This is a genomic window from Bradyrhizobium sp. C-145 (genome assembly GCF_023375135.1).
Taxonomy (GTDB): domain Bacteria; phylum Pseudomonadota; class Alphaproteobacteria; order Rhizobiales; family Xanthobacteraceae; genus Bradyrhizobium; species Bradyrhizobium zhanjiangense.
The window spans coordinates 4,139,335-4,158,208 of record NZ_CP088150.1; the positions used below are offsets into that span (position 1 = coordinate 4,139,335).

An 18,874-nucleotide genomic window follows, 5' to 3' on the forward strand; every position below is an offset into this window, starting at 1 on the left:
CGGACACGGGTGTCCGCCGAGCCGTTTTAAAGGAGTGAGCCAATGTCGACCCATATTTCAGTCCCGCCGCAAGCGTTGCTCGAGCGCATTCTCACGCTGGAGATCGTGCGGGTGACGGAGCGGGCGGCGGTGTCCTCGGCGCGGCTGCGCGGCCACGGCAACGAGAAGCAGGCTGATCAGGCCGCTGTGGACGCCATGCGCCGCGAGCTCAACAAGCTCCCGATCGAAGGCACCATCGTGATTGGCGAAGGCGAGCGCGACGAGGCGCCGATGCTCTTCATCGGTGAGAAGGTCGGCATGAATGCCGGTCCCCAGGTCGATATCGCGGTCGACCCGCTCGAAGGCACCACGCTTTGCGCCAAGAACATGCCGGGTGCGATCGCGACCATGGCGATGGCCGATGGCGGCACCCTGCTGCACGCCCCCGACGTCTACATGCAGAAGCTCGCGATCGGGCCAGGCTACGACAAGGGCGTCGTCGATCTCGATGCTTCGCCCGCCGACAACGTCCGCCGCCTCGCCAAGGCCAAGGGCGTCAAGCCGGAAGGCATCACCGTTCTTGTGCTCGACCGTCCGCGCCATGCCGACATCATCGCGAGCGTGCGCTCGACCGGCGCGGCCGTGCGCCTCATCACAGACGGCGACGTCGCCGGCGTGATCCACTGCGCCGACCCCGACAACACCGGCGTCGACATGTATCTCGGCACCGGCGGTGCGCCGGAAGGCGTGCTCGCCGCCGTGGCGCTGCGCTGCATCGGTGGCCAGATGCAGTGCCGCCTGATCCTCGACTCCGAGGAGAAGCGCGAGCGCGCCGCCAAGATGGGTGTCAACGATCCCAAGATGATCTACGGCATCGAGGACATGGCGCGCGGCGACTGCCTGTTCGCCGCCACCGGCGTCACCACGGGCTCGCTGCTGTCGGGCGTCAAGTTCCGCAAGGATGGCGTGATCGAGACCGAGACGGTAGTGATGCGCTCCGTCACCGGCACCGTGCGCTACATCAAGGCCGAGCACCGCGAACTGGCGAAGTTCCATTTGGATTGATGCTCCCTGTCATTCCGGGGCGACGGGACCGCGCAACGCGCGGCCCGGAGAGCCCCCGGAATCCATCGAGCGGCAGAGTCTGAGGTGAAATGGATTCCGGGTTCACGCTCTGCGCGCCCCGGAATGACAATAAGAATCATCACGGGAAGCGCCCATGTCCGATCTCTCCGCCGTCAAAGCCCTCGTCTTCGACGTGTTCGGCACCGTGGTCGACTGGCGCACTAGCCTCATCACCGATTTCATGTGGTGGAGCAGGCAGCGCGCCATCAGCGCCGACTGGACCGCTTTGGTCGACGGCTGGCGCGGCATGTACATGGCCTCGATGGATGACGTGCGCAAACATCCCGAGCGCGGCTATGTCATGTTGGATGATCTGCACCGCCGCTCGCTGGAAAAGCTGGTCGATCAATTCTCGATCAAGGGCCTCACCGAAGCCGATCTCGACTATCTCACCAAAGGCTGGCATCGTCTCAATCCCTGGCCCGATAGCGTCGCCGGCCTCACGCGGCTCAAATCGAAATTCGTGATCTCGCCGCTGTCGAACGGCAATGTCGCGCTGCTCACCAACATGGCGAAGTTTGCAGGGCTCCCGTGGGACCTCATCATGTCGGCCGAGCTGTTCGAGCACTACAAGCCCGATCCGGAAACCTATCTCGGCGCCGCGCGCCTGCTCTGTCTCAAGCCGGAAGAGGTGATGATGGTCGCTGCCCACAACGGCGATCTCGCGGCCGCGCAGAAGAACGGGCTGAAGACCGCCTTCGTGGCGCGGCCGACCGAATACGGTCCGCTTCAGAAGGTCGATTTCGAGGCCACCGGCAACTGGGACATCATCGCCAAGGATTTTGGCGGGATCGCCGATAAGCTGGGCTGTTAGGCCGTGTCTTCATGACCCAGTAAAGTCTGCTTGCGCACGAGGGGAGTTGAAGGCCTGAAGACCTATGAGCAAACCGATTCCCGAGCGCTATCGGAACCTCCGGACGTTTGCGTTCGGGGACAGCCCCGCACTCGCAGATGAATTGATCGAACTCGTTATCAAGGGCATCAAGACCGCGACGTGCAGCACCGAAGACGAGCCGAACACGTCCACGCCCGGTGAGCGCTGGGTCGTGGTCGACGGGCGAGGAGAGGCGCGCTGCGTCATCGAATCCATCGACGTAACATATCGGCGCTTCAATGAGGTCGACGCAGCTTTTGCATATTATGAGGGTGAAGGTGACCGGAGCCTGGCCTATTGGCGCCGCGCCCATCAGGCGTATTTCGGTAGGCTTGGACGATATAGCGACGACATGATGCTGATGTGCGAGCGCTTTCGCCTCGTCGAGGTCTTTGGCGATGTTTCACGCCAGGATCCATAGCATCGGCGGTCGATGTTAGAAGTTCAGGGCCACGCCTCACGCGATGCGCAGTGTGAGGTCGTTTCCCTCCCTTTCGGCAAAGCCCGCCTGCAAAACCTCTTCGCGCTTGTGCCGTAGATGCGCACGCAGGATGTGGGCGAGGCCGGCGCCGTCGCGCCTTTGCAGCGCGTTCAGGATTGCATCATGCTCCTTTACGGCGAGCGCCCAGCGCTGCGGCGTCATCGGCGTGACGTAGCGCGCGCGGCGGATGCGCGCGGTCACCGAGGTGTAAAGCCCCGCGAGCACCGGGTTTCCGGCAGCATTGACGATGGCTTCGTGAATGGCGCGGTTGCCGCGATAGTACTGGATCAGATCACCCTCGCGATAATGCTGCACCATGACCGCATGCGCGGCCGCGATCGCGTCGATCTCCGCGTCGGTGATGCGCTCGCAGGCAAGCTCGCCGGCGAGGGCCTCTAAGCCCTGGCAGACTTCGAACAGGTCGCGCATGTCCTTGTCAGTCAGCTTCGCCGCGCGCGAGCCGCGATGCGGCAGCAGCTGCACGAGGCCTTCGGCGGCCAGCACCTTGAGCGCCTCGCGCAGCGGCGTGCGCGAGATTTCGAGCCGTTCGCACAGCTCGCGCTCAGGAATCCGCGCGCCGGGCGGGATTTCGCCGTCGAGCAGGATGGCGCGGATGCGGCCGACGACTTCTTCATGAAGCATGGGTCTGAACTCAATTTGCATTCAAAAATGAACTCATGTGAGGATATTTGCAAGTTCCTGCTTGAAAATTCCAAATTTTGCATTCAAAAATGTAAAAAACAGAAAGGCATGAGGAAATGGACCTGCAAGTGGAGGCAGAAGACCTCGTCTTCGAGCGCCAGGACGGCATTGGACGGATCACCTTCAACCGTCCGCAGGCCCGCAACGCCTTCACCTTCGCGATGTACGAACGGCTCGCCGCGATCTGCGAGGAGGCCAACCGCGACCATGCGATCAAGGTGCTGGTGCTGCGCGGGGCCGGCGACAAGGCCTTTGCATCCGGCACCGACATCAACCAGTTCCGCGAATTCAAGACGCCAGAGGACGCCATCGACTACGAGAACCGCATTGATCGGGTGCTGACCACGCTGGAGCAGTGCCGGGTGCCGACGATCGCGGCGATCAACGGGTTCTGTACCGGAGGCGGGGCGGGTATCGCCGCAGCCTGCGATCTCCGTATCGGCACCAAGAGCGCCAAAATCGGTTTCCCCATCGCCCGGACGCTCGGCAATTGCCTGTCGATGTCCAATGTCAGCCGTCTCACCGCGCTCATCGGCGCCGCGCGCGTCAAGGATCTGATCTTCACCGCACGTCTTGTCGAAGCCGGGGAGGCTGCAAATGTCGGGCTGCTTGGCGAAGTCGTCGAGGATATTGCCGCGCTCGAGCGGCGCACTGAGGAGGTGGCCCGGCTCGTCGCCAGTCACGCGCCGCTGACGCTGAATGCGACCAAACAGGCTGTGGCGCGCCTGCAACGGCGGCTGACGCGGGACGAGGGCGAAGACCTCATCCTGATGTGCTACACGAGCCAGGACTTTCGCGAAGGGCTCGATGCTTTCCTCAACAAGCGCGCCCCGCAATGGCGCGGCCAATAGGAACGGGCCCGATGCAAAGTTCGCAATCCACCTCTCGTCGGTCGGGGCCACTCGCCGGCCTCAAGGTCATCGATCTCACCCATGTCATGGCAGGGCCGACCTGCACCCTGATGCTGGCCGACATGGGCGCCGACGTCATCAAGATCGAGAAATGGCCGAACGGCGACGACACCCGCCATTCGGTGCCGCCGAAGATCGGCGACGAGGCGGCCTCCTTCCTGATGATGAACCGCAACAAGCGCGGCATCGTGCTGGATCTGAAGACCGACGGCGGCAAGCAGGTGCTGCGCCGGCTGATCAAGAGCGCCGACGTGCTGGTCGAGAATTTTGCGCCCGGCGCGATGGAGCGTCTCGGTTTCGGCTACGAGGCACTGCACGCCGAATTTCCGGCGCTGATCTACTGCTCGCTGTCGGGTTTCGGCCGCACCGGTCCCTACAAGCATCGTCGCGGCTTCGATCTGGTCGCGCAGGCCATGAGCGGCATCATGAGCTTCACCGGTGAACGTCCCGACGGTCCGCCCGTCAAATGCGGCCCGCCGCTGTCCGACATCACCGCCGGCCTGCTCGCGAGCATGGGCATCCTCGCCGCCTATACGCATCGTCTCAAGACCGGCGAAGGGCAGTGGGTCGAGACTTCGCTCTATGAGGCCGCCCTGGTGCAGACCTACTGGCAATCGACCATCGCACTGGCCGCGGGCACCGCGCCGCGCGCCATGGGCTCGGCCCATCCGCTCAACGCGCCGTACCAGGCCTTCGAAGCCTCGGATGGCTGGCTCGTGGTCGGCGGCGCCAACAAGAAGCATTGGCTGTTGATGCTGGAGGCGCTCGGCGCCAGCGAGCTCGCCGCTGATCCGCGCTTCGTTAACGGGGCCGACCGCATGGCCAATCTGAAAGAGCTGGAAGCGGTCCTGAGCGAACACTTCCGCACCAAATCCCGCGCGCACTGGCTCGCGGCGCTGGACGAGAAGGGCGTGCCCTGCGGCCCCGTGCACGACATGCTGGAAGCCCTCAGCGATCCGCAGACGCTGGCGCGCGAGATGGTCGTCGAGGTCGAGCACTCCACGCTCGGTCCCGTCAAGACGATCGGACTTCCCATCAAGTTTTCGGAGACCCCAGGCAAAGTGCTGTCAGGTGCGCCGGTCTATGGTCAGCACACGGGCGAGGTGCTGGCCGAGCACGGGTTCGACCAGTCACGAATCGAAGCGCTCGAAAAAGAAGGCGCGATCGTGCTGGCCGCAGGAAGACGCCAGGAACGCGTCGCCTGAGCGGACCTCGATACGACAACAACAAAAGACAAAAATCAGCTGGAGGAAATCATGGGTCGGACGTCAACATTTCTGCTCTCCGCGGCCGCGACCGTGCTCGCCGGCACGATGCCGGCGTGTGCGGCCTGGCAACCGCAAAAGCCGATCGAGTTCGTGGCCACTGCCGGGCCGGGCGGCGGCACTGACAACCTTGCCCGCGCGGTGCAGAACATCATCACCAAGCACAAGCTGACGGAGCAGCCGATCGTCGTTGTCAACAAGGGCGGCGGCAGCGGCGCCGAAGGCTATGTCTACGGCAAGGCCTCCGCCGGCGATCCCTACAAGGTGATCTTCGGCACCTCGAACGCCTGGCAGCAGCCACTCGTTTCCAAGGTCGCCTTCAACTACACCGATCTGACCCCGATCGCGGCGATGGCGCAGGACGAATTTTTGCTCTGGGTCAAGCAGGACGCGCCGTACAAGACGGCGGGCGATTATCTCAAGGCGGCCGCATCGGGCGAATTCAAGATGGGCGGTGCGCAGTCCAAGGACACCGACGAGGTGCTGACGCGCATGATCGAGAAGGCCGGCAAGGTCAAGCTGACTTATATCCCCTTCAAGAGCGGCGCCGAGACCGCCGTGCAGCTTGCCGGCGGACATCTCGATTCCCACGTCAACAATCCCAGCGAAAGCCTCGGGCAATGGCGCGGCGGCACGCAGCGACCGCTCTGCGTGTTCAGCCCGAAGCGGCTGCCGCAGGGGCCGAAGGTCACTGCGAGCGAAGGCTGGAGCGACGTTCCGACCTGCGTCGAGCAGGGCCTCGACATCAAGCAATATGAGCAGCCGCGCACCGTGTGGCTGCCCGGCAAGGTCACGCCGGAGCAGGCCGCGTTCTATGTCGACCTCATGAGGAAGGTGCAGGCCACGCCGGAGTGGAAGGACTACATCGAGAAGACTTCCCAGGTCGACACGTTCCTGACCGGCGCCGAGTTCGACAAATTCATCAAGGAGGACCTCGAGCGCGTCAAGCAGGTCGCGGGCGAGCAGGGCTGGCTCGTCAAGTGAGGCGGGGCTGTTGCATCGGCGGTGCCACAAATTCCGCCGTCGTCCCGGCGAAGGCCGGGACCCATAACCCCAGGGACGAGTTTGACGAAGACTCGTATCCACGTCCGTACGACGACCAACACTCCTCGAGAGATCACGCGGTATGGGTCCCGGCCTTCGCCGGGACGACCCCTGGGACAACGCGTGCGTCATGTCCGACCGCCCCGTGCACGCCGCTCGCCTGGAGCCCCCAATGATCTCCCGCCGCGCGCTTGAACTTGCGACCGCCGTCCTCACCGGCAGCTTTGGTGTGGCCGTCGTCGTCTCCAGCCTCGACAACGGCATCGGCTGGTCGAGTGCGGGCGTGGACGCCGGCACGTTTCCGTTCCTGACCGGGATCATCATCGTGGTCGGGAGCCTCTACAATCTGGTGCGAGGCGTGCTGCCGGCCGCCACACTGGCGAATGTCCCCATCGCCATCACGCCCATCGAGCTGCGCCGACTCGCCGGCCTGTTCGTGCCGGCCGCGATCTTCGTGGCCGCGATCCCGCTGGCCGGGATGTACGTCGCTTCGGCGCTGTATGTCTTCGCGGTGCTGGCGATCCCCAGACACCAATCCGTGCCGCGCGCGCTCGCCATGGCTGGCGCGACCGCACTCGCGCTCTACGTCGTGTTCGAGCGCATGTTCCAGGTCAGTCTGCCGCACGGCGCGCTCGCCGCCGCGCTCGGGTTCTGACGGAGAGGCCGATGGATAATCTCGCAGAGCTCCTGCACGGCTTCACCATCGCAGTCACCGTGCCGCATCTGGCGCTGATGGCAGTCGGGGTGCTGCTCGGCATTCTCGTCGGCGTGCTGCCGGGGCTGGGTGCGCCGAACGGAGTGTCGCTGCTGTTGCCGCTGACCTTCGGCATGCAGCCGGTGTCAGCGATCATCCTGCTCTCCAGCATGTATTGGGGCGCGCTGTTCGGCGGCTCGGTGACCTCGATCCTGTTCAACATTCCCGGCGAGCCGTCGTCGGTCGCGACCACCTTCGACGGCTATCCGATGGCACGCGACGGCCGGCCGACCACGGCGCTCGCGACCGCCTTCGGCTCCGCGGCGTTCGGCGCGCTGATCGGCGTCATCCTGATCACCTTCCTCGCATCCTGGGTGGCGCAGGTTGCGCTCGCGTTCGGGCCGGCCGAGTATTTTGCGGTCTATTTCCTCGCTTTCGCGAGCTTCGTCGGCATGGGCGGTGCGGCGCCGATCAAGACCGTCGTGGCACTGGCCATCGGCTTTGCGATCGCCGCCATCGGCATCGACACCGTCTCCGGCAGCGTGCGCCTCACCATGGGCGTCGATGAACTCGTCAAGGGCGTGAGCTTCGTCGTCGCCGTGATGGGCCTGTTCGGCATCGGCGAGCTGCTGGTCGCCGTCGAAGAGGAGTTTCATGCCCGCGCAGTCTCCTCCAAGATCGACTGGCGCGAAGTGTTCCGCGCGGTCGGCCGCCTGCCGCAGCATGGCGTGGCGCTTCTGCGCAGCGCGGCGATCGGATGCTGGATGGGGATCACGCCGGGCGGCCCGACCGCGGCATCCTTCATGAGCTACGGCATCGCCCGCCGTTTCTCGCGCCGCGGCCGATACTTCGGCACGGGCGAGGTCGAAGGCATCATCTCGCCAGAGACGGCCGATCATGCCGCCGGCACCAGCGCGCTGCTGCCGATGCTGTCGCTCGGCATTCCCGGCTCGGCGACCGCGGCGGTCATGATGGGCGGGCTGATGATCTGGGGCCTCAATCCCGGGCCGATGCTGTTCGTCGACAGTAAGGATTTCGTCTGGGGGCTGATCGCCTCGATGTATGTCGGCAACATCGTCGCAGTCGCGCTGGTGCTGCTGACCGTTCCAGTCTTCGCCGCCCTGATGCGGATTCCCTTCGTGGTGATCGCGCCGCTGATCGTGATCATCTGCGTCGTCGGCGCCTATTCGGTGTCGAACTCCTATCTCGACGTCGTCATGATGCTCGGCTTCGGGATCGTCGGCTATCTCTTCAAGAAGCTGTTCTATCCGCTGGCGCCGCTCGTGCTCGCGATCGTCATCGGCGACAAGGCCGAGGATGCGTTCCGGCAGTCGATGCTGATCTCCAAGGGATCGCTCGGGATCTTCTTTGCAAACAAGCTGGTGACGTGCCTGATCGTGGCCGGGATCGCACTGTTGCTGCTTCCGCTCGTGCTGCAGCTCGCGCGGCTCTGGCGCAAACCCGCGCCGTCTACCGATCGGACGACAGCTGAGGAAAAGGTGATCATATGAGCGCAAAGCCGCTGATTGCATTGGCAATGGGAGATCCCGCCGGCATCAGCCCCGAGCTGACGGCGAAGCTCGCGGTGCAGGACGACATCCGCGCCCGCAGCCGGCTCGTCGTCATCGGTGACCGCCGCATCTTCGACGAAGGTGCGCGCGTCGCCGGCATCAAGCCGGAGCTTACGACGGTGGAGCAGGGGGCCGACATTCGCGCGGCGGAGGGCGAGACGCTGTTTGTCGATCTCTGCCACCTCGATCCCGCGGAGGTCGAGCGGGGATCCGCGACCCTTGCCGGCGGAAAATTCGCACTGGTCAATTACCGGTACGCGCTCGAGCTCGGCCGCGACGGACGCGTCGACGCCGTCTGCTTCACCCCTTTCAACAAGCAGGCGATGCGCCTTGCCCGCGCCGAGTACGATGACGAGATCGCATTTTCAGCCGAGGTGGTCGGCCTTAGGACCGCGGCGAGCGAGTTCAATGTGCTGGACCAGCTCTGGAACGCGCGGGTCACCTCCCATATCCCCCTCAAGGACGTCGCCGGGCGACTGTCCAGCGAACGTATCCATCGCGCGCTCAAGCTGACCGATTCCTGCATGCGCAATGCCGGCTTTGCGCGACCGCGCATCGCCGTCGCGGGTCTCAATCCGCATGCCGGCGACGGTGGCAATTTCGGCCGCGAGGAGATCGATGTCATTGCGCCCGTGGTCGCAACCGCTCAGCGCGAGGGCATTGCCGCGGAGGGACCGTTTCCTGCCGATACCGTGTTCCTGCGCGCCAAGGGCGGCGCCTTCGATGCGGTGCTGACGATGTATCACGACCAGGGGCAGATCGCGATGAAGCTGATGGGTTTTGATCGCGGCGTGACCCTGCTCGGGGGCTTTCCATTCCCGATCTGCACGCCCGCGCACGGCACCGCCTACGACATTGCAGGGCAGGGCATCGCATCGATCGGCGCGAGCCGCGCCGCTCTGCTGCTCGCTGCGGAGATGGCGGCTCGTCGCGGCGCTAAGTCGAGCTGACGGCAAATCAGGTCAGCGAGCCAGGCAGCTCGTCTGCAAACCGTTCCGCGATCATCGGTTGCGGCACTGAACGCGCTCTCAGCGTTCGTGGGCCAATCGCGAACCACCGATACGGTGATACTCGGAAAGAAAATGATCGTTCGGCAGATTTCCGTCTTCGTTGCGCGAATATTCCCTCTTAAGGCCGTTGAGAAAGAACATTAAGCAACTTCCGGCGCGCTATCGATGATGTCGAGCGCGCGCAGGGCGGCCAACCTCTCAGCTTCGTTTGTGGGTGCCGGTGACGGCATGCTGGTCTCCGCGGCGGAGAACCTCGGTGGGTCCCGCCTTTCGGAAATCGAGCGGTCGACCACCCCGTTCATTTGGGGCGTGCTGGGCGCGCGACAAGTGGCGCTGACCGGCTCGTCGGCCGGTTCCACCGTCGCGCAAATGCACGAGCGCGCTTCGTTGCACACGGAACTCTGCGGAGGTTTCAGTCGAATGGGCAAAGAGTGCCGTACACGATAACCCGTCGATTGGCACGACGATTGTGGGCCTCGCTTGCAGATCCGGCGCTATTTCGCGATCAGCGTCGTCAACTCCTTGTCGGCCGTGTCCACCACGAACACGGCAAGCAGTTTCGCAGGCTCGGTATCGCTGGCATTGGCGCTGACGGCGTGGCGGTCGCCGGGCCGCTCGGAAAAGTTCTCTCCCTTGTGAAAGACCTTGGCGGGGCCATCATTGACCTGACTGCGGATCGCGCCTTCCAGGACCGTGGCATAAATGAAGGCGGAGGGGGCGTGAATGTGCGCGGGTGAGGAGCCTCCGGGACCATACTCGACCAGCACGCCCTTCATGCTCTTGCCGGGGACGTTGGGCAGAGCCTGGTCGAACACGACCGTTACCTTTGCCAATGGCGCTGCCGGCTCGGCTGCATGAGCCGTCAGCAACGAGGCAGCATAAACCGCTGTAGCGATCAGCAATCTGCGCATGGGATGTCCTTCACTGCGGTGATGGTCGTGATTACAAGTCTCAGAGGCCGGCGAGCCATGTTGTGAGCGGCGTTTTCCCGAGCCGCGCCTCGCCGAGTGGGTTCAGCGATGTGTCGTCGATGGGGGCGCCGTAATACAGCGCCTTCGGGTCTCCGACCACGGGACGTGTGTCGCCGGCGGCCTTCAGGCGGCGTGCGATGAATTCATTGAAGGGGGCCTTCTCAGGTCCTGCGATATCGATCGTGCCGTTGAGCGGCTGGCCTGTTGCGACCTCCGCGAGGCGAGCAACGACGTCATCGGCTGCGATCGGCTGAAACTGGGCCGTGGGAACGACGATCTTCCCCTCGATCACGCTTGTTTCGGCAATGGCGGCGAGGAATTCGAAGAACTGAGTGGCGCGCACGATTGAGTAGGGGACCGAAGAGGACTTGATGATGGTCTCCTGGGCGAGCTTGGCACGGAAATAGGTGTTGTCGGGCGACCGTTCGGTGCCGACAATTGAAAGGGCCACGTGATGCTTCACGGCCGCAGCAGCCTCTGCCGCGACGAGATTCTTGCTCGAACGCTGGAAGAAATCGAGCACGGCGGCCGGCTCCCAGGACGGTGCGTTGGCGACGTCGACGACGACATCGGCGCCGGCCAGCGTGGCAGCGAGACCTTCCCCGGTCACGGCGTTCACGCCAGATTTCGGTGAGGCGGCCACCGCGTCATGACCCTGCTCCTTGAGCCTGGCCACGAGCTTGGATCCGATCAATCCGGTCCCGCCGATCACGACGATCTTCATGGCATGTCTCCTCGGTATTTCGGAGCGCGAGATGACCAATGCGAACTCGCGCTCTCACATCGATGAGCGTGATGCGAAGCGACTCTACGCGACCATTGGCGCGGGGCTCTTGTCTGTAACGAGCGTGGCTTGCCGGAAAATGCTTCAGAAGCCGGTGTGCGATCTCACAAAACCGCTAAGGGATCATTCCCTCGTGCCGTGAACACAACCTGCGATGATCGCAGATTGCCAGTGTTTTGCCCGACGTGTCAAAGCGTTGTGGCGGCCCCTAAGAACAGCAAGGAAGCCTCGTCGGAAAACACCAATGAAAGCAACCCCTTGCTACTGTGCATGGGGTTGTTTTTGCGAGTTTTGATATTGGCTGGCTACCCGTCCGATTTTGCGGGGCCTCACGCCCCGCAGACGATCACGCCGTACCAGCCGAGTCCACGATAGGTCTCATAGCCCGGGGTGGCATGGAATGCGACCAGCGCACCGGTGCGGTCGTGATAGAAGCCGGAGCGCTGGCCATTCAGCGAGATCGAGATACGCTCGCTGAGGATGCCCTGGCCGTCGGAGGCCGCAATCACGCGAAGATTCGAGTCGACCAGCAGCACGCGCGCCTTGTCGCTGTCGCCGATGCGTACGCCCTGGACGATGGCGCGGGCCTGCGGCTCCCAGTCGAAATGGATGGCGAGCACGCCGATCGGCGCGGCGTGGGCCTGGCCGCCGGCGCGGACGCTGGCGCAATAGGTCGCGACCTGCGCGTTGCCGAGCAGCGATTGGTTCTCGACGTCGCCGGCGACGTAGTCGTCGCCGGAGCGCAAGGAACGCGCCTCGCGAAACCATTTGGTGTGAGCGACGTTCTGGCCGACGACGCGGAATCGGTCGGCGCGGCCGTTGGCGATGACGTTGCCGTCGAGGTCGCAGAGCCAGAGGTCGAGATAGACGGTGTAGGCCCCGAGGATCACACCGAGGCGTTGCGAGGCATGCGATACAGCCGCCGCACTCGGCGAAGCCGCGCAATCGACCACGGCGGAATCGGTCGCCCACCAGCGCACGTCGCAGGTGCGCTCATAGAGATTGCGGTCGATCAGCTCGATGGCATTGAGTGACAGATCGACCATGCGCTCGCCGCGCGAGCGCTGGCTCATCCGGTCGATCGAGGCGACGAGGTCGCCGGTTCGTTTCGTCAGCTGTGTCTCGAGCTCGCGGGCGATGGTCTCGACCTGCTGGCCGACGCCGCGCACCTCCTGCGCCACCACCGCAAAGCCCGCGCCTTGCGCGCCGGCGCGCGAGCTCTCGATCAGCGCGTTCAGGGCCAGCATCTTCATCTGGTTGGTGATCTGCTGGATCGCCTTGGTCTTGTCGACCGCGATCTGGTTGACCTCCGCAGTCAGGCGGTTGATCAGCGCGGAGATGTCGGAAACATCATCAGCGGGTTCAGTGGCAATCGGCTTGGCTTTCAGACCCAGCGCAGCGGACATCGGGGAGCTTCCCTTGGCAATGAGGTCTGATCTGCAATGAACCCAGGACAACAAATTACAGATCGAATACGATTCCTTTTCGAGGATTCCGCCTAACGCCCGCTTAATTTGCTGTTTGCGGATTGCCTAAATGATAGTCACCTCGTGCCGCCAGGATGGCTCATCCACCGCTTTGTGCCTGGTGACCGTTGCAAAATCCGGCGGCTTGCCGGCCAATCCGCCAGTGACCCGGACGCCTTGCGTGTTCGTCCGGCCCCCCGAGTTCCCAAGATCGCTCTCGAATCATGACGCCACCCGCCACTGCCTTGCCCGTCGAAGCGCCCCAGGCGTTCCTGGGGGTGACGCGCTCGCTCACCGACAAGCTCTGGCGTGACCGGCTCGACGGGCGCGGGGCAGCCAAGGCACTTGCCATCGTGCAGCGCCACCAATTGCCGGAGCTGCTGGCGCGGGTGCTGGCCGGCCGTGGCGTCGACATCGACACCGTGCCGGACTTCCTCGATCCGACCATCCGAAAACTGCTGCCCGACCCGTTCACGGTGACGGAGATGGAAGCCGCCGCCCAGCGGATCGCGGATGCCGCAACGAAGGGCGAGAAGGTCGCGATCTTCGGCGATTACGACGTCGACGGCGCGACATCGGCGGCTCTGCTCGCCTGGCATCTACGCCATTGCGGCCTCGATCCGCTGATCCACATTCCCGACCGCATCTTCGAAGGCTACGGCCCGAACACCGAAGCGGTGCGCGCGCTCGCTGCGAAGGGCGCGACGCTGCTTGTCACCGTCGATTGCGGCACCAACAGCATCGAGCCATTGGCTGAGGCGAAGCGCCTCGGCATGTCCGTCGTCGTGATCGACCACCACCAATGCGGCCTCGATCTGCCCGAGGTCGATGCGCTGGTCAATCCGAACCGCTCTGACGATCTGTCGGGCCTTGGCCATCTCGCCGCCGTTGGCCTCGTGCTGGTGACGCTGGTCGCCGTCAATCGCGAGCTGCGCCAGCGCGGTTTCTGGCGCGCCGAGATGCCCGAGCCCGATCTGCTCGGCATGCTGCATCACGTCGCACTCGGCACCGTCGCCGACGTCGCCCCGCTGATCGGTCTCAACCGCGCCTTCGTCGCAAAAGGGTTGATCGCGATGCGGCGGCGCGACCATGTCGGCCATACTGCGCTGATGGATGTGGCGCGGCTCAACGGCCCGCCGGAGGCGTGGCATCTCGGCTTCATGCTGGGGCCGCGCGTCAATGCCGGCGGCCGCATCGGCCGCGCCGATCTCGGCGTGCGGCTCTTGCTCGAAGGCGACAGCGTCGAGGCCGCGCGCATCGCCGCCGAGCTCGACCGCCTCAATAGCGAGCGCCGCATCATCGAGCAGGCGGCCGAAGCTCAGGCGGAAGCCGAGGCGATCGCCTCGATAGGGCTGGAAGACAAGCTCGGCGTCATCGTCACGGCCTCCGAAGGCTGGCATCCCGGCGTGGTCGGCCTCGTCGCCTCCCGGTTGAAGGAGAAGTTTTCGCGGCCTGCTTTTGCCATCGCGCTCGAGCCCGGCGGCATCGGCACCGGCTCGGGCCGCTCGATCGCCGGCGTCGATCTCGGCAAGGCGGTGCGGCAGGCGGTTGCTGATGGCATTCTGCTCAAGGGCGGCGGCCACGCGATGGCTGCGGGCGTGACGCTGCGCAAGGAGAAGCTCGCCGAATTCCGCGCCTATTTGGAGAACGCGCTGGCGCGCGATGTCGCGGAGGCGCGGCACGTCAACGAGCTCTATGTCGACGGCGCGGTCTCCGCGCGCGCCGTGACGCCGGAGCTTGCGACCACCCTCAACCGCGCCGGCCCGTTCGGCAGTGGCAATCCGGAGCCGGTGCTGGCCTTGCCAGCGCACCAGCTCGTCTATGCCGACGAGGTCGGGCAGGCGCACTTGAGGCTGCGCTTCAAATCCGGCGACGGCGCCATCGTCAACGGCATCGCGTTCCGTTCGGTCGGCCAGAAGCTCGGCAATGCGCTGCTCGCCAACCGCGGTCAGCAAATGCATGTCGCGGGATCATTTTCGGTCGATCGCTACCAGGGCGTCGAGCGTGTGCAATTCCGCGTGGTCGACGTCGCGCTACCGGATCAGGGGCCATCCGTGATCAGATAGCGGCCGCAAACAACAAAATGAAAGGGAGTGAACATGGCAGGGCAGGTTGAGGGCAAGATCGCGCTGGTGACGGGCGGCGCCTCCGGCATCGGTGAGGCCATCGTCGAGCTGTTCGCGCGCGAGGGCGCCACCGTTATTGCAACCGACATCGACGAGCTGCGCGGCCCCGAGCTCGCCAAGCGCATCACCAAGGCCGGCGGCAAGGCAATTTTCCTGGAGCAGGATGTCACCAGCGAGGAACGCTGGATCGAGGTCGTTGCCGAGGTCGGAAAGCGCTATGGCCGGCTCGACGTCATGGTCGCCAATGCCGGCATCGGCATCTCTGTCCCTTCAATCGTCGACATGACGCTGGCCGACTGGCGCAAGCAGAACGCGATCAACCTCGACGGCGTGTTCCTCTCGGTCAAGCACTGCCTGCCCTTGATGCGCAGGACCGGTGGCGGCTCGATCGTGATGATGTCGTCACTGGCGGGCCTGCGCGGTGCACCCGGGCTGTCGGCCTATTCGGCCACCAAGGGCGGCGTGCGGCTGTTTGCGAAATCGATCGCGATGGAGTGCGCGGCGGCCGGCGACGGCATCCGCGTCAACTCGGTGCATCCCGGCATCATCGACACGCCGATCTGGGGCAAGATCCCGACCGGCGCGACCGGTGCCGGCCAGAACGCGCCGATTGATCCGGAGGAGCGCGCCAAGGTCGCAACGCCGCTGGGCCGGGCCGGCCAGGCGGCGGAGATCGCCTCTGGCGTGCTGTATCTGGCCTCCGATGCCTCGCGTTATGTCACCGGCAGCGAGCTCGTCATCGACGGCGGCATGAATGCCGGCGGCGTGCCACGGCGCGCCTGAGCCGCGCAGGGCAGGGTGGCGGTCGCAGGGGCTGACGCGCAGGCGCAGCCCCTGTACAACGCGAGAAGCTTCCGACCGACAGAGGTGTCCTTCGCTATGGCGCACAGCCTTCACGCTTCCTCATCCGCGCCCCATCGTTCGAACCGACCGGACCTCGCCACCGATGCGATCCGCACCGCGCGCGAGGATCTTGCCGCCTGCTTCCGCATGGCCGCGCGCAACGGTTTTGAGGAAGGCATTTGCAATCACTTCTCGGCCGTGGTGCCGGGGCATGACGATCTCTTCCTGGTCAACCCCTATGGCTACGCCTTCCGCGAGCTGACCGCGTCAAAGCTGCTGATCTGCGACTTCCACGGCAACGTGCTCGACGGCGAGGGCGTGCCCGAGGCGACCGCCTTCTACATCCATGCCGAGATGCACAAGCGCCTGCCGCGCGCCAAGGTCGCCTTCCACACCCACATGCCCTATGCGACGGCGCTCTCGATGACCGAGGGCGAGCCCCTGATCTGGGCTGGCCAGACCGCCCTGAAATTCTACGGCCGCACCGCGGTCGACCGCGACTATAACGGCCTCGCGCTCGACAACCGCGAAGGCGCGCGGATCGCCTCTGCCGTCGGTGATGCCGACATCGTCTTCATGAAGCATCACGGCGTGATGGTACTGGCCCCGACCATCGCTGAAGCCTGGGACGATCTTTATTACCTTGAACGCGCAGCCGAGGTGCAGGTGCTGGCGATGTCGACCGGACGAAAAGTGCTGCCGGTCGATCCCGCGGTTGCGGCCGAAACCTACAGGCAGATGCGCGAAGGTGATACCGAATCCGCGCGGCTGCATCTCGCCGCCATCCGCCGCCAACTCGACGCGGAAGAGCCGCAGTACCGGCACTGAGGTGGCCTACGACCCCTGCCGCAGCTTCGCCAGAACCTTCAGCCCGCCGTATCCGTCCGCCGGCGTGATGCCCGCGCGCTGCTGAAAATCCTTGACCGCTTTCATCGTGTCGTTGCCGACGCGGCCGTCGGTGCCGCCGGTGTCGAAGCCGGCCTTGGTCAGGCGCGTCTGCATCTCCTGCACCTCGGCGAGCGTCAGCGCCCGTTCGGAGCCGGGGAAGGGCTGGATGAAGGGAGGCGCGCCCAGGCAACGGTCGCCGAGATGGCAGATCGCGAGCGCATAGTTCATCGAGGGATTGTAGCTCTTTACCGAGTAGAAATTTGATCCGAGCAGGAAGCTCGGTCCGCCCGTAACAGGCGTCCACAGCTGCGCGGTGGCGTTCGGCTGTGGGAATGGCTGGCCGTCGGCACGGGTGACACCAGCCGACGCCCAAGCGGCGTAGGTGCGGTTACCGCTCATGTTGCCGGGCGCGCGCACCTCATAGCCCCAATGCTCGCCGCGATGCCACTTGCCACGATTGACGAGATATTTTGCGGTCGAGCCCAGCGCGTCATCGGGCTTGCCGAAGGGCGAGACCTTGCCGTCGCCATCATAGTCGATGCCGACATTGAGCCAGACTTCCGGCATCCATTGCGAATGGCCCATTGCACCGGCCCAGGATCCCTGCATCTGCTCCGGCGTGCTCCAGCCCTTGTCGACGATGCGCAGCGCGTTGATCAGCTCGGTCTCCCAATAGGCCTTGCGCCGCGGTTCGTTCCAGGCGAGCGCGGCGAGCGAGGGAAACACCGGCGTCATATGGTTCTGCTGCACCAGCGGATCGCCATAGGCGGACTCGACGCCCCACAAAGCCAGCAGCGTGCCGCGCTCGACGCCGAAATCGCGCTCGATGCGCGCAAACAGCGCTTCGTTGTTCTTCAACGCGATCTTGCCGTTGATGATGCGCCAGTCGGAGACGCGGCGGTTGATGTACTGCCAGACCTGCTCGTGGAATTCGGGCTGGTTGCGCATTTGCTTGAACACGCTCATGTCCGGCTCGACCCGCGCCATCGCGCGCTGCCAAGTCGCGGCCGAAATGCCTTTGGCCATCGCCCGTGCGCGAAAGGCTTCGCGCCATTCGTCGAAGCCTGGAGGCGCGGCGAGAGCGCGTTTCGGGACTGCAAGCAACGCCGCTGCAGCGAACGTCGAGTGGAGCAGAGCGCGGCGCGTTGGATGGGATGAGGAATCAGCGTGCGTCATGTGCACATTCTAGCCCGAAACATGGCGCGCGTGAGTCGGTTCCTGACCCCTGATTTCCGCGCGGCCGGATCAGCCGTTCCGTCGGAACAAACTGTCGCAGTCCTGCATTCCTCCACGACAATGAGGAGGAGAAGATGAGGAAATATCCGGCCGCCATAGCAATCGGGGTGGAATGAAGATTCACGCACATCCGGAAAGCCATGTCGTCGAGCTCGACGACGGATCGCAATGGCAGATCTTTCCCGGCGATCTTGCAACCACGCTGAGCTGGAAGCCCGAAACCGATCTGCACCTGGAGCCTAGCCGTGACCGGGTGAGTTCGCACGTGCTGGTCAATGCCGCGGACCGAACCCGCGTGCGGGTGATTGCCGCAGGCGAATCCTGGCCCGACGGTGAGGTCAAGAATGTGTTGAAGGGCGGCTAGTCCTCCTGCAACTCGGCCGCGATGCCGGCGAGCCAGCGCCGGATCGTGGTTTCCGCCTTGCCATCCAAACCCAGAGCAAGGCGCTTCTCCAATTCGATCACCCGCTCGCGGCACGCCTTCAGCAGCGTCGCGCCCCGCGGCGTCAGCGTCCATTGCTGAATGCGGCCGTGGACCGGATGCGGCGTCATCGCGATCGCACCGTCGCGTTCGAGGTTGCGAATGATGACGCCAACGGTCTGGGGGGTCAGGAAGGTGAGGCGGGCGACGTCGGCGCCGGACAGGCCAGGATAGGCGTTGAGCATGGTCAGCACCGCAAATTGCGGCGAGGTCACGCCGAGATCGGCGAGGGTGCGCTCCATTTTCAGCCGGACAGCGGCGTGAGCCTGGCGCAGGAGGTAGCCGAGATAGCCTTGCTCGCCGCGTTTGCCTTCGCCAGGCGCAGGAATACGCACGGCGCCGTCGTCGGCAGGTGCGGGCGCAGAGCGCGCGGTTTTCGATCTTGTGATGGCAGCGGTCTTGCGTGACATATCAGAGCTCTTA

Annotated in this window: 19 protein-coding genes; 13 read left to right on the forward strand and 6 right to left on the reverse strand. The window is 64.7% G+C overall.

The annotated features are described in order from the left end of the window. Window positions 1-42 precede the first annotated feature (42 nt). From glpX to LRP30_RS19230, 3 genes are all read left to right on the forward strand, one after another. Entirely contained in the window at window positions 43-1,044 is a 1,002-nt protein-coding gene (glpX, locus tag LRP30_RS19220; protein ID WP_035703675.1) for a class II fructose-bisphosphatase, read from the forward strand. Window positions 1,045-1,198: 154 nt separating this feature from the next. Then, a complete protein-coding gene (locus tag LRP30_RS19225; protein ID WP_249761370.1) occupies window positions 1,199-1,918 on the forward strand; it encodes a haloacid dehalogenase type II in 720 nt (239 codons plus the stop codon). A 64-nt stretch (window positions 1,919-1,982) separates the two neighbouring features. Beyond that, complete coding sequence (locus tag LRP30_RS19230) at window positions 1,983-2,399, forward strand: ASCH domain-containing protein (RefSeq protein WP_249761371.1); 417 nt, start codon at window positions 1,983-1,985, stop codon at window positions 2,397-2,399. Between the two features lie 36 nt (window positions 2,400-2,435). On the opposite strand, the gene LRP30_RS19235 is transcribed toward LRP30_RS19230, so the two are convergent. Next, window positions 2,436-3,101, reverse strand: coding sequence for a GntR family transcriptional regulator (locus LRP30_RS19235; protein ID WP_249761372.1), 666 nt, complete (start codon window positions 3,099-3,101; stop codon window positions 2,436-2,438). Window positions 3,102-3,217: 116 nt separating this feature from the next. Here LRP30_RS19235 and LRP30_RS19240 point away from each other — a divergent pair, with 116 nt between their 5' ends. The 6 genes from LRP30_RS19240 to LRP30_RS19265 all read left to right on the forward strand — a co-directional run bounded on the left by LRP30_RS19240 (window position 3,218) and on the right by LRP30_RS19265 (window position 9,596). Continuing rightward, a complete protein-coding gene (locus LRP30_RS19240; RefSeq protein WP_249761373.1) occupies window positions 3,218-4,012 on the forward strand; it encodes an enoyl-CoA hydratase/isomerase family protein in 795 nt (264 codons plus the stop codon). Between the two features lie 11 nt (window positions 4,013-4,023). Beyond that, window positions 4,024-5,277, forward strand: coding sequence for a CoA transferase (locus LRP30_RS19245; protein ID WP_249761374.1), 1,254 nt, complete (start codon window positions 4,024-4,026; stop codon window positions 5,275-5,277). A 51-nt stretch (window positions 5,278-5,328) separates the two neighbouring features. Beyond that, window positions 5,329-6,321, forward strand: a complete 993-nt coding sequence (locus LRP30_RS19250; RefSeq protein ID WP_249761375.1) for a tripartite tricarboxylate transporter substrate-binding protein — start codon at window positions 5,329-5,331, stop codon at window positions 6,319-6,321. Between the two features lie 232 nt (window positions 6,322-6,553). After that, the gene (locus LRP30_RS19255) at window positions 6,554-7,036 is read left to right on the forward strand and encodes a tripartite tricarboxylate transporter TctB family protein (RefSeq protein WP_249761376.1); all 483 of its coding nucleotides are present in this window, start codon (window positions 6,554-6,556) and stop codon (window positions 7,034-7,036) included. A gap of 11 nt (window positions 7,037-7,047) precedes the next feature. Next, complete coding sequence (locus LRP30_RS19260) at window positions 7,048-8,586, forward strand: tripartite tricarboxylate transporter permease (RefSeq protein WP_128934061.1); 1,539 nt, start codon at window positions 7,048-7,050, stop codon at window positions 8,584-8,586. Then, window positions 8,583-9,596, forward strand: a complete 1,014-nt coding sequence (locus LRP30_RS19265; RefSeq protein ID WP_249761377.1) for a 4-hydroxythreonine-4-phosphate dehydrogenase PdxA — start codon at window positions 8,583-8,585, stop codon at window positions 9,594-9,596. The genes LRP30_RS19260 and LRP30_RS19265 overlap by 4 nt, the downstream gene beginning before the upstream one ends. Window positions 9,597-10,150: 554 nt before the next feature. Here the strand turns inward: LRP30_RS19265 and LRP30_RS19270 are convergent. From LRP30_RS19270 to LRP30_RS19280, 3 genes are all read right to left on the reverse strand, one after another. Beyond that, on the reverse strand, window positions 10,151-10,567 hold the full coding sequence (locus LRP30_RS19270) for a cupin domain-containing protein (protein WP_249761378.1): 417 nt from the start codon (window positions 10,565-10,567) through the stop codon (window positions 10,151-10,153). A gap of 40 nt (window positions 10,568-10,607) precedes the next feature. Beyond that, window positions 10,608-11,351, reverse strand: a complete 744-nt coding sequence (locus LRP30_RS19275) for an SDR family oxidoreductase (protein WP_249761379.1) — start codon at window positions 11,349-11,351, stop codon at window positions 10,608-10,610. 389 nt (window positions 11,352-11,740) lie between these two features. Beyond that, entirely contained in the window at window positions 11,741-12,817 is a 1,077-nt protein-coding gene (locus tag LRP30_RS19280; protein ID WP_249761380.1) for a methyl-accepting chemotaxis protein, read from the reverse strand. A 284-nt stretch (window positions 12,818-13,101) separates the two neighbouring features. Between LRP30_RS19280 and recJ the strand changes: the two genes are divergently transcribed. From recJ to LRP30_RS19295, 3 genes are all read left to right on the forward strand, one after another. Next, window positions 13,102-14,943, forward strand: coding sequence for a single-stranded-DNA-specific exonuclease RecJ (gene recJ, locus LRP30_RS19285; protein ID WP_249761381.1), 1,842 nt, complete (start codon window positions 13,102-13,104; stop codon window positions 14,941-14,943). Between the two features lie 33 nt (window positions 14,944-14,976). Then, window positions 14,977-15,786, forward strand: a complete 810-nt coding sequence (locus LRP30_RS19290) for a glucose 1-dehydrogenase (protein ID WP_164935128.1) — start codon at window positions 14,977-14,979, stop codon at window positions 15,784-15,786. Between the two features lie 96 nt (window positions 15,787-15,882). After that, window positions 15,883-16,674 carry an aldolase gene (locus LRP30_RS19295; protein ID WP_164935127.1) on the forward strand — a complete coding sequence of 264 codons (792 nt, stop codon included), beginning with the start codon at window positions 15,883-15,885 and terminating at the stop codon, window positions 16,672-16,674. A gap of 6 nt (window positions 16,675-16,680) precedes the next feature. Here LRP30_RS19295 and LRP30_RS19300 read toward each other — a convergent pair whose 3' ends face one another. Next, window positions 16,681-17,910 (reverse strand): lytic murein transglycosylase, encoded by a 1,230-nt coding sequence (locus tag LRP30_RS19300; RefSeq protein ID WP_249761382.1) that lies wholly within the window; start codon window positions 17,908-17,910, stop codon window positions 16,681-16,683. A gap of 172 nt (window positions 17,911-18,082) precedes the next feature. On the opposite strand from LRP30_RS19300, the gene LRP30_RS19305 reads away from it, so the two are divergent. Continuing rightward, the gene (locus LRP30_RS19305; protein WP_128934051.1) at window positions 18,083-18,334 is read left to right on the forward strand and encodes a hypothetical protein; all 252 of its coding nucleotides are present in this window, start codon (window positions 18,083-18,085) and stop codon (window positions 18,332-18,334) included. Here LRP30_RS19305 and LRP30_RS19310 read toward each other — a convergent pair. Next, window positions 18,331-18,861: a MarR family transcriptional regulator gene (locus tag LRP30_RS19310; protein WP_249761383.1), complete on the reverse strand. Its 531-nt coding sequence runs from the start codon at window positions 18,859-18,861 to the stop codon at window positions 18,331-18,333. The two genes, LRP30_RS19305 and LRP30_RS19310, sit on opposite strands and share 4 nt — an antisense overlap. Window positions 18,862-18,874 lie beyond the last annotated feature (13 nt).

Excerpts from the sequence above, each read along its gene's own strand:
- LRP30_RS19245 (WP_249761374.1), top strand. The coding sequence starts at position 4,024 with ATGCAAAGTTCGCAATCCACCTCTCGTCGGTCGGGGCCACTCGCCGGC.
- LRP30_RS19255 (WP_249761376.1), top strand. The coding sequence starts at position 6,554 with ATGATCTCCCGCCGCGCGCTTGAACTTGCGACCGCCGTCCTCACCGGC.
- LRP30_RS19270 (WP_249761378.1), bottom strand. The coding sequence starts at position 10,567 with ATGCGCAGATTGCTGATCGCTACAGCGGTTTATGCTGCCTCGTTGCTG.
- LRP30_RS19225 (WP_249761370.1), top strand. The coding sequence starts at position 1,199 with ATGTCCGATCTCTCCGCCGTCAAAGCCCTCGTCTTCGACGTGTTCGGC.
- LRP30_RS19240 (WP_249761373.1), top strand. The coding sequence starts at position 3,218 with ATGGACCTGCAAGTGGAGGCAGAAGACCTCGTCTTCGAGCGCCAGGAC.
- LRP30_RS19250 (WP_249761375.1), top strand. The coding sequence starts at position 5,329 with ATGGGTCGGACGTCAACATTTCTGCTCTCCGCGGCCGCGACCGTGCTC.
- LRP30_RS19290 (WP_164935128.1), top strand. The coding sequence starts at position 14,977 with ATGGCAGGGCAGGTTGAGGGCAAGATCGCGCTGGTGACGGGCGGCGCC.
- recJ (WP_249761381.1), top strand. The coding sequence starts at position 13,102 with ATGACGCCACCCGCCACTGCCTTGCCCGTCGAAGCGCCCCAGGCGTTC.
- LRP30_RS19260 (WP_128934061.1), top strand. The coding sequence starts at position 7,048 with ATGGATAATCTCGCAGAGCTCCTGCACGGCTTCACCATCGCAGTCACC.
- LRP30_RS19265 (WP_249761377.1), top strand. The coding sequence starts at position 8,583 with ATGAGCGCAAAGCCGCTGATTGCATTGGCAATGGGAGATCCCGCCGGC.
- LRP30_RS19235 (WP_249761372.1), bottom strand. The coding sequence starts at position 3,101 with ATGCTTCATGAAGAAGTCGTCGGCCGCATCCGCGCCATCCTGCTCGAC.
- LRP30_RS19300 (WP_249761382.1), bottom strand. The coding sequence starts at position 17,910 with ATGACGCACGCTGATTCCTCATCCCATCCAACGCGCCGCGCTCTGCTC.
- LRP30_RS19275 (WP_249761379.1), bottom strand. The coding sequence starts at position 11,351 with ATGAAGATCGTCGTGATCGGCGGGACCGGATTGATCGGATCCAAGCTC.
- LRP30_RS19295 (WP_164935127.1), top strand. The coding sequence starts at position 15,883 with ATGGCGCACAGCCTTCACGCTTCCTCATCCGCGCCCCATCGTTCGAAC.
- LRP30_RS19280 (WP_249761380.1), bottom strand. The coding sequence starts at position 12,817 with ATGTCCGCTGCGCTGGGTCTGAAAGCCAAGCCGATTGCCACTGAACCC.
- LRP30_RS19310 (WP_249761383.1), bottom strand. The coding sequence starts at position 18,861 with ATGTCACGCAAGACCGCTGCCATCACAAGATCGAAAACCGCGCGCTCT.
- LRP30_RS19230 (WP_249761371.1), top strand. The coding sequence starts at position 1,983 with ATGAGCAAACCGATTCCCGAGCGCTATCGGAACCTCCGGACGTTTGCG.
- LRP30_RS19305 (WP_128934051.1), top strand. The coding sequence starts at position 18,083 with ATGAAGATTCACGCACATCCGGAAAGCCATGTCGTCGAGCTCGACGAC.
- glpX (WP_035703675.1), top strand. The coding sequence starts at position 43 with ATGTCGACCCATATTTCAGTCCCGCCGCAAGCGTTGCTCGAGCGCATT.